Annotated in this window: 13 protein-coding genes; 11 read left to right on the top strand and 2 right to left on the bottom strand. The window is 65.6% G+C overall.

Translation table 11 applies throughout. The features are described 5' to 3' along the window. The first annotated feature begins 97 nt into the window (after positions 1–97). Entirely contained in the window at positions 98–1,003 is a 906-nt protein-coding gene (locus AC1RWL_RS08340; RefSeq protein ID WP_256116257.1) for a DMT family transporter, read from the top strand. Between the two features lie 5 nt (positions 1,004–1,008). Here the strand turns inward: AC1RWL_RS08340 and AC1RWL_RS08335 are convergent, their stop codons facing one another. Further along, positions 1,009–1,476: an Lrp/AsnC family transcriptional regulator gene (locus AC1RWL_RS08335; RefSeq protein ID WP_493094233.1), complete on the bottom strand. Its 468-nt coding sequence runs from the start codon at positions 1,474–1,476 to the stop codon at positions 1,009–1,011. A gap of 120 nt (positions 1,477–1,596) precedes the next feature. Here AC1RWL_RS08335 and AC1RWL_RS08330 point away from each other — a divergent pair, with 120 nt between their 5' ends. From AC1RWL_RS08330 to AC1RWL_RS08290, 9 genes are all read left to right on the top strand, one after another. After that, entirely contained in the window at positions 1,597–3,675 is a 2,079-nt protein-coding gene (locus AC1RWL_RS08330) for an alpha-ketoacid dehydrogenase subunit alpha/beta (RefSeq protein WP_493094232.1), read from the top strand. Positions 3,676–3,677: 2 nt separating this feature from the next. Further along, positions 3,678–4,877 (top strand): dihydrolipoamide acetyltransferase family protein, encoded by a 1,200-nt coding sequence (locus AC1RWL_RS08325; protein ID WP_493094231.1) that lies wholly within the window; start codon positions 3,678–3,680, stop codon positions 4,875–4,877. Beyond that, positions 4,874–6,277: a dihydrolipoyl dehydrogenase gene (lpdA, locus tag AC1RWL_RS08320; protein WP_493094230.1), complete on the top strand. Its 1,404-nt coding sequence runs from the start codon at positions 4,874–4,876 to the stop codon at positions 6,275–6,277. The genes AC1RWL_RS08325 and lpdA overlap by 4 nt, the downstream gene beginning before the upstream one ends. A 100-nt stretch (positions 6,278–6,377) precedes the next feature. After that, positions 6,378–7,460 carry a bifunctional DNA-binding transcriptional regulator/O6-methylguanine-DNA methyltransferase Ada gene (ada, locus tag AC1RWL_RS08315; RefSeq protein WP_493094229.1) on the top strand — a complete coding sequence of 361 codons (1,083 nt, stop codon included), beginning with the start codon at positions 6,378–6,380 and terminating at the stop codon, positions 7,458–7,460. A 37-nt stretch (positions 7,461–7,497) separates the two neighbouring features. Then, entirely contained in the window at positions 7,498–8,163 is a 666-nt protein-coding gene (locus AC1RWL_RS08310) for a hypothetical protein (RefSeq protein ID WP_493094228.1), read from the top strand. Positions 8,164–8,205: 42 nt separating this feature from the next. Next, positions 8,206–9,447 carry a tetratricopeptide repeat protein gene (locus tag AC1RWL_RS08305; RefSeq protein WP_256116265.1) on the top strand — a complete coding sequence of 414 codons (1,242 nt, stop codon included), beginning with the start codon at positions 8,206–8,208 and terminating at the stop codon, positions 9,445–9,447. An 86-nt stretch (positions 9,448–9,533) separates the two neighbouring features. After that, positions 9,534–9,755 carry a hypothetical protein gene (locus tag AC1RWL_RS08300; RefSeq protein WP_256116266.1) on the top strand — a complete coding sequence of 74 codons (222 nt, stop codon included), beginning with the start codon at positions 9,534–9,536 and terminating at the stop codon, positions 9,753–9,755. Between the two features lie 175 nt (positions 9,756–9,930). Next, the gene (locus tag AC1RWL_RS08295) at positions 9,931–10,257 is read left to right on the top strand and encodes a DUF1236 domain-containing protein (RefSeq protein ID WP_435265873.1); all 327 of its coding nucleotides are present in this window, start codon (positions 9,931–9,933) and stop codon (positions 10,255–10,257) included. Between the two features lie 109 nt (positions 10,258–10,366). Continuing rightward, a complete protein-coding gene (locus tag AC1RWL_RS08290) occupies positions 10,367–11,170 on the top strand; it encodes an alpha/beta fold hydrolase (RefSeq protein ID WP_493094227.1) in 804 nt (267 codons plus the stop codon). Positions 11,171–11,178: 8 nt separating this feature from the next. Here the strand turns inward: AC1RWL_RS08290 and AC1RWL_RS08285 are convergent, their stop codons facing one another. Beyond that, entirely contained in the window at positions 11,179–12,057 is an 879-nt protein-coding gene (locus tag AC1RWL_RS08285; protein ID WP_493094226.1) for a LysR substrate-binding domain-containing protein, read from the bottom strand. A 109-nt stretch (positions 12,058–12,166) separates the two neighbouring features. On the opposite strand from AC1RWL_RS08285, the gene AC1RWL_RS08280 reads away from it, so the two are divergent. Next, the gene (locus AC1RWL_RS08280) at positions 12,167–13,690 is read left to right on the top strand and encodes an ABC transporter substrate-binding protein (protein ID WP_493094225.1); all 1,524 of its coding nucleotides are present in this window, start codon (positions 12,167–12,169) and stop codon (positions 13,688–13,690) included. Positions 13,691–13,727: the final 37 nt, after the last annotated feature.

Raw genomic sequence — 13,727 nt, 5'->3', positions numbered from 1 at the left:
GATCAACAGATGCTTGATGCAGCTATCAAAATTGCTGACTGGATCGGCCCCGTGGAATGTGTCACAGCCCTCCCATCCCGAGATCCGAGTTTCCGCCATGACCGATATCACCGCTTCCTCGCCCGCCTCCGGCACTGCCCGCCTTGGCGTGATGCTGATGCTGCTCGGCATGGCCATGTTTTCGCTGAACGACGTGCTCGGCAAGTGGCTGGTGGCCACCTATTCCGTCAGCCAGCTCATGCTGATCCGCAGCGCCGCTGCAATGCTGGTGCTGACGCCCTTCCTGTGGCGCACGGGATGGCGGCAGCTCATCGATGTCGATCGCCCGAAACTGCATTTCCTGCGCTCTGCCCTCTATGCGTTCGAGGCATCCGCCTTCTACTTCGCCGTCGCCTACATGCCGCTCGCCGATGCGATGACCTACTGGCTTGCCGCGCCGATCTACGTGGCGGCGCTGTCGCCTCTTCTGCTGCGCGAAAAGGTCGGCTGGCGGCGCTGGACGGCGATCATCATCGGCTTCGTCGGCGTGGTCATCGCGCTGGAGCCGTCGAAGGACACGTTTACGCTGCCCGCCCTCATCGCGCTTGCCGGCAGCCTCGCCTTCAGCGTGGCCATGGTGCTCGGCCGGTCGCTGCGCGCCGCGCCGGATACCACGCTCGTCTTCTGGCAGATGGGGGCGGCGGTGATCTTCGCGGGTGTCTGGTGTCTCGCCGATCCGTCCGGCTGGGCGCCGGTCAGCGGCGCCGGTCTCGGTCTGCTGAGCCTGCTCGGCATCGTCGCGATGAGCGCGCACATGCTGGTCAACCGCTCGCTGAAGCTGGCGGATGCCGCAACCGTCGTGCCGCTGCAATATACGCTGCTGCTCTGGGCCGTCATTTTCGGGTGGATTTTCTTCGGTGATCTGCCCCGCCCCGCCATGCTGATCGGCGCCGGCTTCATCGTCGCCTCCGGCCTCTTCATCTTCTTCCGCGAGCAGCAGCTCAAGCGCCGCGCCCGCGGCTGAGGCCGTCAAAGCGGCAGTTCGGTCGTGTATTTCACGCTCTTCAGTGCGAAATGCGAGGACGAGTTCGCGACCGCCTCATGGGTCAGGATCGCCTGCATGAGAAGCTGCTCGTAATCCCGGACGTCCTTGACGACGACGCGGATCAGGTAATCCCATTCGCCGGACATGGAATAACATTCCAGCACCTCCTCGTGCGTCTGCACGAAGCGCTCGAAATCCCGCCGCGCGATGGGGTCATGCGACTTCATGCGCACCTGGCAGAAGACGTTGAGGCCGCGGCCGATGCGGTCCGGATCGAGCAGGCGAACGGTTGGCCCGAGAACGCCCGCCTCTTCCAGCGCCTTGATCCGCCGCCAGCAGGAGGCGCTGGAGGCGCCGACCTCCTCGGCGAGCGCCGCGTGGCTGATATCGCCACGCCGTTGCAGGACCTTCAGGATTCTCCTGTCGATGGCGTCAAGCTGAATGGGATTCATCGTAAAACCTAAAAATTAGATACGTACGTTTCATTTGTACCGCAAACTGCGCGCTGTTTGAAACGCTTTTTCGCCTGCCGCGTCCTACACTTTCCATCCATGCACATGCGGGAGGAAACCATGGCACAGGCCGCTCTCAAACCTATCGCCCGAAACGCGCCGGACGAAACCGTCGACTGGAAACGCATCACCTATCTGATGCACCTGTCGCGCGCGCTCGACGAGATGGAGGAAACCCGCCTCGTGCCGGAGAAGAAGGTGCTCTACCAGTTCTCCGCCCGCGGCCACGACATGGCGCAGATCATGCTCGGCAGCCACCTCACCGACCGGCATGACGCGACCTGCGGCTATTATCGCTCCCGGCCGCTGTTGCTCTCGCTCGGCGTCGATCCCGCCGATGCGCTGGGTTCCGCGATGGGCCGCGCCGGCGGCTATTCCGACGGGCGCGACATCGGCGTCGTCTTCAACTATCCGAATCTCGATGGCGCATCGGCGCTCCCCATGTGCGGCGGCGTCGGCGCGCAATATACGCCGACAGCCGGCTGGGCGCAGGCGGTCAAATATTATGCCGACGTGCTGGGCAAGGCGGAGTATCGCGAGAGCATCGCCGTGGTGCTCGGCGGCGATGGCTCGGTCGCCTCGAACGGGTTCTGGTCGGCACTCACCATCGCCACCACCCAGGCCCTGCCGATGCTCTTCTACATCGAGGACAACGGCTACGGCATTTCGGTCCCCTCGACCATCCAGACGCCCGGCGGCAACATCGCCGCCAATTTGTCCGGCTGGAAGAACCTGACGATCTTCGAGGGCGACGGCACCGATCCCGCGGCCGCCGCGCGCCTCACCGGTGATGCGGTGGAGCATGTGCGCCGTAGCCGCGGCCCTGTCCTGCTGCGCCTCACCGTGCCACGCCTGCAAGGCCACAGTTTCCAGGATACCCAGGCCTACAAGAACGAGGAGACCGTGCGCAGCGAATGGGCGCGCGATCCGCTGCCGCGCCTGAAAGACTATATCGTGCCCGCCGTGCTCAGTGAGGCGGAGTGGAACGCCGCGGATGAGGACGCACGGCAGACAGCCGAGGCGGCGCGCATCGCAGCCGAAGCCCGCCCGACGGCCGTGCCCGAGACGGTGACCCGGCACGTCTTCTTCGACGGCGAGGTGCAGGTGATGGGCGGGCAGATCCGCCACGGCTATACGGCGCCGGAGACGGTCGCCACGGCGCAGGCGGACGGCCAGCGCATCAACATGGTCACCGCCATCCGCCGCACGCTCGACCATGAACTGTCGATCAACGAGCGCGTCGTGCTGTTCGGCGAGGATATAGGTCCGAAGGGCGGCGTGCATGCCGTGACGCTGGGGCTTCAGGAAAAGTTCGGCAGCGAGCGGGTGTTCGATACCTCGCTTTCGGAAGAAGGCATCGTCGGCCGGGCCGTCGGCATGGCGCTTGCCGGCCTGATGCCCGTGCCGGAAATCCAGTTCCGCAAATATGCCGAACCCGCCACCGAGCAGATCAACGATTGCGGCACGATCCGCTGGCGCACCAACAACCGGTTTGCGGCCCCGATGGTGCTGCGCATGCCGGGCGGTTATTTCAAATGCGGCGACCCCTGGCACAGCCAGACGAACGAGGTCGCCTTCGTGCACCAGCCTGGCTGGAAGGTCGCGGTGCCGTCCAATGCGGCGGATGCCGTCGGCCTGCTGCGCACGAGTCTCCGCGGCAACGACCCAGTGATCTTCTTCGAGCACCGCGCCATGCTGGACCACGCCTGGGCACGCCGTCCCTATCCCGGCGACGACTTTTCCCTGCCCTTCGGCAAGGCGAACTTCACGCGCCGGGGCGACAGGATCACGCTCGTCACCTGGGGCGCGATGGTGCATCGCTGCGAGGAGGCCGCGGACGGCGTTTCGGCCGATGTCATCGACCTGCGCACCCTGATGCCCTGGGACCGGGAGGCGGTGCTCTCATCCGTGCGCCGCACCCGGCGCTGCCTCATCGTGCATGAGGATCTCGGCACGGCCGGTTTTGGCGCGGAAATCTCGGCCGTGGTGGCCGACGAGGCCTTCATGGACCTCGACGCGCCGGTCTCGCGCCTCACCATGCCGGACATACCGAGCCCGCACAATCCGGTGCTGCTCGACTGGGCGGTGCCTTCGGTCGGGAAAATCCGCGCCAAGATCGACGCGCTGCTGGAGTTTTGAGTATGGCCGATCTGATCGATGTTCTTGCCCCTGAGGAACAGGAAGGCACAAAGGCGGTCGTGCGCAACTGGCTGAAGGCGGTGGGCGAGACGGTGGCGCTCGACGATCCGCTCGTCGAGCTCGAAACCGACAAGGTGACCCAGGAAATCCCCGCGCCCATCACCGGCACCCTGCACGAAATCCTCATGCAGAGCGGCGAAAAGACGGAGCCCGGCGCGGTACTCGGCCGGATCAAGCTCGCGGGTTCTGCGGAGGCGCGCGTGGTGGCCGCACCCGCCGCCGCGAAGGAGGCCGCGCCGGTCGTGACGCAAGCGATGCACCATTCCCCGGCGGTGCGGCGCGCGGCCGAGGAATACGGCATCGACCCGGCAACGGTGACGGGTTCCGGCAAGGGCGGGCGCGTGACGCGTGCCGACATGGATGCCGCGCATGAGGCGGCCCTTGCCGCGCCGCCGCAACCTGCCAAGACACCGCCGCCCCGGGTGGAAAAGCCGAGCGGCGACCTGCGCTCACGCTCGATCAGACACTCGCCCATGCGGTTCGCCATCGCCGAGCATATGCAGATGTCCGTCTCCACGGCACCGCATGTCACCGCGGTGTTCGAGGCCGATTTCAGCGCCGTGATGCGCCATCGCGAGAAGAACAAGGCCGCGTTTGCCGCTTCCGGCGTCTCGCTCTCCTACACTGCCTATATCGTCGCGGGCTGCGTTGCCGCCATGAAGGTCGTGCCGGCGGTCAACAGCCGCTGGTTCGACGATCGCCTGGAGGTCTTCGAGGATGTGAACGTCGGCATCGGCACCGCACTGGGTGACGACGGCCTCGTCGTGCCCGTCATCCGCGAGGCGCAAAACCTCTCGCTTTCCGGCATCGCCGCGCGCCTGCAGGATCTCACGTCCCGCGCGCGGGCGAAAGCGCTGACGCCGGCCGACATGCGGGGCGGCACCTTCACCATTTCCAACCATGGCGTTTCCGGTTCGCTGGTCGCCACGCCGATCATCATCAACCAGCCGCAATCGGCGATCCTCGGCGTCGGCAAGCTGGAAAAGCGGGTCGTGGTGCGGGAGGTGGACGGCGTCGACACGATCCAGATCCGACCCATGGCCTATGTCTCGCTCACCATCGACCATCGCTCGCTCGACGGCCACCAGACCAACACCTGGCTGACCCGCTTCGTCGAAACGCTTGAAAGCTGGCCGCAATGACCGCTTCCCATGACTATGATCTGCTGGTGATCGGCGGCGGTCCCGGCGGCTATGCCTGTGCCATCCGCGCCGCGCAGCTCGGCCTGAAGACAGCCTGCATCGAGGAGCGCCCGACGCTTGGCGGCACCTGCCTCAATGTCGGCTGCATTCCCTCGAAGACCTTGCTGCACGCAACAAACCTGCTCGAAGCCGCCCGTGACGGCCACATGGCCGACTTCGGCATCGACACAGGCCCCGTCTCCGTCGATCTCGCCAAACTGATGCAGCGCAAGGACGCGACCGTCGCCTCGCTGACCAAGGGCATCGATTTCCTGTTTCGCAAGAATGGCGTGACCCGCCTTGCCGGCAGGGCGCGCCTTGCCGGACCGGGCCGCGTGGAGATCGCCGGGAAGACGATTGGCGCGAAATCCATCGTGATTGCTACGGGTTCGCAACCGGCAACGCTTGCCGGTGTGACGGTCGACAATGCTGCCGGCATCGTCGTCGACTCGACCGGCGCGCTGTCCCTCGCCCGCGTGCCGGAGCGGCTCGTCGTCATCGGTGGCGGCGTCATCGGCCTCGAACTCGGCTCCGTCTGGCGCCGTCTCGGCGCCAAGGTGACGGTCGTCGAATATGCCGAGCGCATCCTTCCCGGCATGGACGAGGATATCCGCACGGCGATGATGAAGCTCCTCACCCGCCAGGGCATGACGATCCTCGCCTCGATCGCCGTCACCGGCGTCGAGACAGGAAGCAGCGGCGCGACCCTCACCCTCCGCGCCGCCGATGGCGGCACGTCGGAACTGACGGCGGACGTCGTGCTCCTTGCCACCGGCCGCAAGCCGAATACCGGTGATCTCGGTTTGGAAACAGTTGGCATCACCCCCGATGACGGTGGTTTCGTACCGGTCGATCACCGCGGCTGGACGGGCGTCGAGGGCATTCATGCAATCGGTGACGTGACGCGCGGCCCCATGTTGGCGCACCGGGCGGAGGACGAGGGCATCGCGGTTGCCGAACGGCTCGCCGGCAAGCCCGGCATCGTCAACCACGCCATCATCCCGGCCGTGGTCTATACCGATCCGGAAATCGCCGCCGTCGGCAAGACGGAACAGGCGCTGAAGGCCGAGGGCGTCGCCTACCGCGCCTCGACCTTCCCGATGCTCGCCAACAGCCGCGCCAAGGCAAACGGCAATACCGAGGGTTTCGTGAAGCTGCTGGCGGAGGAGAAGACCGGCATCCTGCTCGGCGCCCATCTCATCGGCGAAGTGGCCGGCACGATGGTCGCGCAGATCGCGCAGGCGATGGAATTCGGCGCGACGGCGGAGGACATTGCCTATACCTGCCACGCCCACCCGACGCACAGCGAGGCCATCAAGGAAGCCGCCCTCGCCTTCACCGGCGCCGCCATCCATATCTGAAATCGGGTGGCCTTCCACCGGATTTGAAAGCAAGGATCGGAGTGTGGCGGCCGCAGCTTGGAGGCATGGTGACCGCGATCCCTTCAGGAAGGCGAAGACGATGACCCGATCTGCATCCACGCAACCCACGTTATCCGTGGCGGACGATCCGCGCTGGGCGCGCATCGTCGCCCGCGACAAGGAGGCCGATGGGCGTCTTTGGTATTCGGTCGCGACGACCGGCGTCTATTGCCGCCCCTCCTGCCCATCCCGCAGGGCCAATCCGCGCAACGTGATGCTGCACGATACGCTGGAAAGCGCGCGGGCGACCGGCTTCCGGCCATGTCAGCGCTGCAATCCCGAAGGGCCGTCGCTCGAAAGCGAGAATGCGGCGCTCGTCGCGCGCGCATGCCGCATCATCGAGGACAGCGAGGAGGAACCGGCCTTGGAGGCGCTGGCGGAGGCGGTCGGCCGCAGCGCCGGTTATTTTCACCGGATGTTCAAGGCCGCGACCGGATTGACGCCGAAGGCCTATGCCGCCGCCGACCGGGCGAAGAAGGTTCGTGAGGGCCTCGAAACCGGCAACAGCGTCACCGCGGCGATCTACGATGCCGGCTTCAATTCCAGCGGGCGTTTCTACGAGAAATCGACCGGCATGCTCGGCATGACGCCGACGCAATATCGCGCCGGCGGCGCCGATGAGGCGATCCGCTTTGCCGTCGGCCAGACGTCGCTCGGCGCGATCCTCGTCGCCTCCAGCACGAAGGGCGTCGCCTCCATCCTGCTTGGCGACGACCCGGATGCGCTGGTCCGCGATCTCCAGGATCGTTTTCCGAAAGCCCGCCTTGTCGGCGCCGACCAAGACTATGAATCGCTGGTCGCCCGCGTCGTCGGCTTCGTCGAAAATCCCGGGATCGGGCTGGAATTGCCGCTCGATGTGCGGGGCACGGCGTTCCAGCGCCGTGTCTGGCAGGCGCTGCCGGAAATCCCGGCCGGCGCACGAACCTCCTATTCCGAGATCGCGCGGCGCATCGGGTCGCCGACGGCGGTGCGCGCGGTGGCGGGCGCCTGCGCGGCGAATGCGCTTGCCATCGCCATTCCCTGCCATCGCGTGGTGCGCACCGACGGCGCGCTCTCCGGTTATGCCTGGGGTGTCGAGCGTAAACGGGCGTTGCTCGAACGGGAGGCGGCGCCGTCGATTTAAGGTTATGGTGGTGGTTCGTGTGAGCCAGGAAGACGCCATGCCACTGCAAAATCGTGTCACGCCCTTCGGCGAGATCGTCGCCCTCCCGCAACGCGGCCTGTTTACCGGCAATCGCGGCATCATCCACGATCCGGCGACCAAAACGCTTCTCACCAAGCGCTGGTCAAGCAAGGCCTGGCTGATCTGCGTCTGCGAATATAAAGGCCGCCGCCGCGCGGTGATGGGCGGGCGGAGCTGGACCGAACTGTTCTTCCTCGACGAGGCCATAGCCCTCGCCGCCGGCCATCGCCCCTGCTTCTTCTGCCGGCGGGAGGCGGCGGAGGGTTTTCGGGCCTCTTGGGCCGCCGCGCGGGGCGAAGCGCCGCCCCTGGCCGGCGTGATGGACGCCGTGCTCCATGCCGAGCGCGTCGCCCGCCGCCGCAAACGCATGCATCCGATCGCCGGGCCGTTGGCGGCACTGCCCGACGGGGCGGTCGTTGCGCGCGGAACGGAAGCGTTTACGCTTCGGGACGGCCTTGCCTATCGCTGGACGGTGGAAGGATATGCCGCACCGCAGCGCCTCGCCAGCGCTGACGGGCTGCTGACACCATCCTCAACCGTGGGGGCACTCAGTGCCGGCTACCGGCCTGTCTTCCATCCCGCGTTGGAAAATTGCGGGCCGGCTGCCATCGTGGATTGCGGATTGCCGGAAGTTGAAGCATAGTTCTAATTCAACTTCACCTATCGTGACAAAGGGCCGTGTCGCATGCCGGCTTACCCGCTTGGTCCCGAGCATTCCGCCGCCCGCTCGACGGGGCCAGCGTCCTTTGCCGGCGCGCCGCTTGAGGCGCCCAACCAGTTCCTGCCGAACCCGCGCATCGCCCTCCTGCCCCCACTGACCCGCAAGGCGAAGGCCGCCGAGGTCGCACTCGCCCGTGCGCTGATCGACGATATCACCATGGGCTTGTGCGCCATGCGCACCGTTTCCGTCGTCGCGCCCCATACCGCGAGCTGCCTGCGCAACGAGCCCGACTGGCTCGACCATCTGGAGCGCAACAAGGTCCAATATATCCTCGACGCGCGCAGCACGCCGGAAGGCCTGCTCCTCCAGCTCGTCTTCCTGCCCTCCGACACGATGATCTGGGCGGCGCGGTACGCGCTGCACGTCGCCGTCCTTCCGGATCAGCGCCGGGAAATCGCGCGGGCGGTCACGGTGCAGCTCGCGCAGGAGCTTGAGCGCAACGAGGTGTTCTACGCCGATTATGTGCGAAACGCCCGCGCCTACCACCTCTATCTCCGGGGGCTGGACCGGCTGAAGGCCGTGACGCTCGCAGACAGCCTCTGGGCGCGCGAGGCCTTTTTGCAGGCGCTGGAGGAGCACAAGGATTTCGCCCCGGCACTGAGCGGGCTGTCGCGCACGTTCACCATGGAGTGGCTGCTGCGCGGGCGCGACGACCAGGCGCTGTTGCAGGCGGCGGAAAATGCGGCATGCGAGGCCATCCGGCAGAACCCGCTTTCGCCGCTCGGCCATCGCGAGCGTGGCGTCGCGCGTCTGTACCAGGGCGGGGTCGAGGAGAGCGTTGAGGCGCTTTCGACATCCGTCAGCCTCGGCCCGCACTATGCGGATGCCATCTACAGTCTCGCGGACTCCCTCGTGCACGCCTCCCGCCCGCTGGAGGGGCTGGCGACCATCGAGCGGGCGCTCGCGCTCAATTTCATCCCGCCGGACACCTATCTCTGGAGTGCGGCCGGCGCCTGCTTCTTCCTCGAACGATACGAGGAGGCGATCGACTTCGTCCAGCGCATGAAGGTTTCCGCCCCTGCCGCGCGCCTTGCCGCTGCCGCCTGGGGCATGCTCGACAATGTGCAGGAGGCCGCCGCCGAGCGTCGGCGCGTGCTTCAGCTCAATCCGGATTTCGACCTGGAAACATGGCTCGCCGCCATCCCGATCAAGGAGCGGTGGCAGAAGGACATGTACCGGACCGGCCTGAAGAAAGCAGGTTTCTAGCACTGGGTCGTGCGAGAAAACAAAGAGATGGAGCCTTTTCGCGATCCCGCGAAAAGCTTCGGCAACCCGAGAGAAAGGAAAGCAATATGGCAAATACCGTTGTGATCGGCGTGGAAGGCGATGCGGCTCTCTACATGATCGACCTCGATGCGAAGACCGTCGAGCCCATCGAGGCGCTCGGCCAGGACGCCCTGTTGAAGGCGAATGCAATCCGCTCGACGGGTGCACCCGTCATCAACGGCATCAATTTCGCCGTGAAGGTCGCGCAGGCCCCGGCCCTTTCGGCCGGCCATTTCGACGGTCACTAAGACCGGCGCGATCGGCGAACGTCCGGTCAGGATCGACAGACACCGAGGCGATGGGAGGGTTTTACGACCCTCCCATCGCACGTTTCTGGAGCATCGGTTTCGCCGGAGATGACGGTTACGGGGAACCGTAGCCGGACATTGTCGTTTCTTCCGCATCCAAAAGAGGAGAACGACGATGCAGACCAAGCTCATTCTTGCCACGGCGGCGCTTCTGACCCTGTCGGCAACCGCCTATGCGCAGGATACCGTCATCATCCAGCAGACCGACCCTGTGACCACGGAATCGACGGTCGTCGTGCCGGGTGAAGTTCGCACCTACGTACTGGAACAGCAGGTTCCCTCCGCCGCCTATGAAGGTGACGTCCTGATCGGCCGGGTGATGCCCGACACAGTGGAAATCCACAGCGTCGATGGCCATTCCGACTATGGTTATACGGTCGTCAACGAACAGCGGGTGATCGTGGACCCGCAGACGCGCACCGTCATCCAGGTGCTGGAATAATTGGCAAAGCCCGGCGGTCTCCGCCGGGCTTTTCTTCGTATTTTCTCACAAGCTGTCGGAAAGCCGTCCATGCGATCGTCCTTGGCCTTGAAGGACAAGGGAGGCGCCCATGCAGGGGACGGATGACGAGCTGTTGATGTTCGAGAGGGACGGCCCGCCGCGGCTCCCGGCCTCCACCGCAGAAGGTTTTGTCGCGAATGACGGTGCGCGCATCTGGTATGCCGTCCATGGCGCTGGACCGGCCGTCATCCTGCTGCATGGCGGATTGGGAAATGCCGGAAACTGGGGCTACCAGGTGCCGGCGCTCGTGCAGTCCGGTCGCACGGTCGTCGTGATCGACAGCCGCGGCCATGGCCGCAGCACTCGAGATGCCGCGCCGTTCGGTTATGTCCGCATGGCGGATGACGTGCTGGCGGTGATGGATTATCTCGGCCTTGAAACGGCGAGCCTCGTCGGCTGGAGCGATGGCGCCTGCACGGCGCTCATCCTTGCCGACGAGCACCCGCAGCGCGTCTCCGGCGTGTTCTTCTTCGCCTGCAACATGGACCCGAGCGGTGCGCTTCCCTTCAAGCCGACACCGGTGGTCGACCGCTGCTTCAACCGCCACCGGCAGGATTACCAGGCGCTGTCAGCAACGCCGGGCGACTTCGAGACATTCGTGGCCGACGTATCGCGCATGATGGAAAGCGAGCCGAACTACAGCGCCGAGCAACTCGGCGGTATCAAAGTGCCGGTCTGCGTGGTGATCGGCGAGAACGACGAATTCATCCGGCGCGACCATGCGGACTATCTGGCCCGCACCATTCCCGGTGCCGAATTGGTGGTTCTCCCCGCCGTCAGCCATTTCGCGCCGTTGCAACGACCGGAGTTGTTCAACCGCGCGGTTCTCGATTTTCTTGACCGGTTCGACTGAGGCTGACCTCACACCTGGCTCTGGAGCCATTGCACGAATTTGCGCAGCGCCTTTTCGTTGCCGCGCCGTTCCAGATGGACAAGATACCAGCCGCCGGGCTGCATGACGTCGGAGGCGAGCGGGGCGACGAGGGTGCCGCTCGCGATATCGCTTTCCACCAGGAAGGCCGGCACGACGACGAGGCCCTGCCCGTTGATCGCCGCCTCGATGGCGAGCAGGTTGCTGTCGAAGAGCGGCGAGGATTTTTGCGAGTGGGCGGTGGCACCAACGCTCGTTGCCCAGGTCGCGGCGTCCTCGGTGGTGCCGCTGACGGCGAGGAACGAGAAATGGCGCAGGTCATCCGGCGCCTTGATCGCCTTGGCGATGGCGGGCGAACAGACGCCGACGAGCCGCTCGCGGCGCAGAAGCGTATAGGTCAGGTTCGGCCGGTTGGGCGTGCGGGTGTAGATGAAGCCGATATCGGCGCGGTCGGGGTTGAACTCCCAGTCGAGCAGGCTCGCATCGAGGCTGACGGCGACTTCGGGCGAGGCTTCCTTAAAGGTCTGCAGCCGCGGGATCAGCCAGCGCACGGCGACGGTGACATAGACCTGCACCGTTAGCGCGGCCGGCGTGTTGGTCTGGCGGATGAGATCCGTGGTGAGCGCGATCCGGTCGAGCGCGTCCTGCACGACGGGAAAGTAGATCGCGCCCGCCTCGCTGAGTTCGACGCGGCCGGGCAGCCGCAGGAAGAGCGGCGTGCCGAGATTGCGCTCCAGCGAGGCGACCTGATGGCTGATGGCGGATTGCGTGACGCGCAACTCTTCGGCGGCCGCCTTGAAGCTCAAGAGCCGGGCCGCCGCCTCGAAGGCCCTCAGCGTCGTCAGGGGCGGCAGGATTCGCCGGACCATTTTTCGCAATCCACATGAATTTTACTCATGTAGACGTTAATTCTAATCGTTTGCAAGGCGGGCGCCCCGTTTTCATACTCCCGCCATAATCCGAAAACGGGGAACCGAAATGAAACGAGATCTTCTGAGAACCACGGCGCTCGCCGTGGCCATGGCCGGCTGCGCGCTTTCGACGGCGGCCTTTGCCCAGCAAAGCTGCGTGCGCGTGCTCGGCTACGAATCCGACGGCGAAAAGCAGACGATGGACCCGGCCGCACTGATCGGCACCGACAGCGTTTACCACATCCGCGCGGTCTACGAGCCGCTCGTCGACCGCAGCAACACGATGCAGCCGGTGCCGGTGCTGGCCGAATCCTGGGAAGCCAATGCGGACGCGACGGAATGGACCTTTCATCTCCGCAAGGGCGTGAAGTTTCACGACGGCTCGGATTTCGATGCAAAGGACGTCGTCTACTCCTATCGCCGCCTGCTCGATCCGGCGATCTCGCCGGGTGGTTTTTCCACCCTCGCCTTCCTCGATGCAGACGGCATCACCGCCGTCGACGACCATACGGTGCGCTTCAAGGTGAAGCAGCCCGTCGTCGAGCTGCCTATGCTGATCGCCACCAAATATGCGCTGATGGTGCCCGAGGGTGCCAAGGCCGAGGAGCTGCGCGTCAAGGGCAACGGCACCGGCCCGTTCGTCCAGCAGACCTTCACCATCAACGGCGCCGTGCGCGTGATGGCGCGCAACCCGGCCTATTGGCGCGCCGGCCTGCCGAAGGCCGAGTGCCTGGAGATCACCACCAGCCTGGAGCCGACCTCCCGGCTTTCCGCGCTGTTGTCGGGCACGGTCGACCTGTCGCTGACGGTCGATCCGGCGAGCCTCATCACGCTCAAGGACAACCCCGCCGTCGAGCTTGCCGCGACGCCGGGCGCGACCTCGCTTTATGTTGCGGTGTGGACCGATACGCCGCCCTTCGACGACGTCAAGGTGCGCCAGGCGATGAAGCTGGTGATGGATCGCCAGAAGATCGTCGATACCGTGCTGCTCGGTTACGGCGAGGTCGGCGGCGATACGCCGATCCCGCTCTCCTCGCCGCTCGGCATCGGCACGCCGGCCCAGACGGCGGATGTCGAGAAGGCTACGGCGCTGCTGGCAGAGGCCGGCCACGCGGGTGGCATCGATTTCGATCTCTACACCTCGGATTCCTATCCCGGCATGATGCTGCTCGCCCAGGTCTATGCCCAGATGGCTGCTCCCGCCGGCATCCGCGTCAACGTCATCACCTCGCCGGCGGAAGGTTATTGGGACACGATCTGGCTGAAGAAACCGGCCGTCATCTCCTACACCAGTGCCCGCCCGCCGGCCGAAGCCCTGACGCTGTCGCTGAACAGCAAGTCGGAATGGAACGAAACGCACTGGAAACGCGACGATTTCGATGCGCTCGTCGTCAAGGCCGGCCAGACGGCGGACGAGACGGAGCGCAACGCCCTCTACCGCGATGCCCAGCGCATCGTCGCCGATGAAGGCGGCATGATCCTGCCGGTCTTCACCTCCGTCGTCGCGGGCCTGCGCAAGGGCTGCACCGGCTACCAGCCGAATGTCGACGTGAACCGCATCGACTATGCGAACCTGAGCTGCGGCGAGTAACCGCCCTTTTTACCCAAGCCCAAGACAACCGCATCCA

Source organism: Shinella sp. GW821-FHT10F02 (assembly GCF_058809275.1).
The sequence above is the reverse complement of the archived record's forward strand: the minus strand, read 5'-3'. Positions and strand labels throughout refer to the sequence as shown.

Coding starts and splice junctions, on each gene's coding strand:
- AC1RWL_RS08310 (WP_493094228.1), top strand. CDS start 7,498: ATGCCACTGCAAAATCGTGTCACGCCCTTCGGCGAGATCGTCGCCCTC.
- AC1RWL_RS08330 (WP_493094232.1), top strand. CDS start 1,597: ATGGCACAGGCCGCTCTCAAACCTATCGCCCGAAACGCGCCGGACGAA.
- AC1RWL_RS08340 (WP_256116257.1), top strand. CDS start 98: ATGACCGATATCACCGCTTCCTCGCCCGCCTCCGGCACTGCCCGCCTT.
- AC1RWL_RS08300 (WP_256116266.1), top strand. CDS start 9,534: ATGGCAAATACCGTTGTGATCGGCGTGGAAGGCGATGCGGCTCTCTAC.
- AC1RWL_RS08295 (WP_435265873.1), top strand. CDS start 9,931: ATGCAGACCAAGCTCATTCTTGCCACGGCGGCGCTTCTGACCCTGTCG.
- AC1RWL_RS08305 (WP_256116265.1), top strand. CDS start 8,206: ATGCCGGCTTACCCGCTTGGTCCCGAGCATTCCGCCGCCCGCTCGACG.
- AC1RWL_RS08280 (WP_493094225.1), top strand. CDS start 12,167: ATGAAACGAGATCTTCTGAGAACCACGGCGCTCGCCGTGGCCATGGCC.
- AC1RWL_RS08290 (WP_493094227.1), top strand. CDS start 10,367: ATGCAGGGGACGGATGACGAGCTGTTGATGTTCGAGAGGGACGGCCCG.
- AC1RWL_RS08325 (WP_493094231.1), top strand. CDS start 3,678: ATGGCCGATCTGATCGATGTTCTTGCCCCTGAGGAACAGGAAGGCACA.
- ada (WP_493094229.1), top strand. CDS start 6,378: ATGACCCGATCTGCATCCACGCAACCCACGTTATCCGTGGCGGACGAT.
- lpdA (WP_493094230.1), top strand. CDS start 4,874: ATGACCGCTTCCCATGACTATGATCTGCTGGTGATCGGCGGCGGTCCC.
- AC1RWL_RS08285 (WP_493094226.1), bottom strand. CDS start 12,057: ATGGTCCGGCGAATCCTGCCGCCCCTGACGACGCTGAGGGCCTTCGAG.
- AC1RWL_RS08335 (WP_493094233.1), bottom strand. CDS start 1,476: ATGAATCCCATTCAGCTTGACGCCATCGACAGGAGAATCCTGAAGGTC.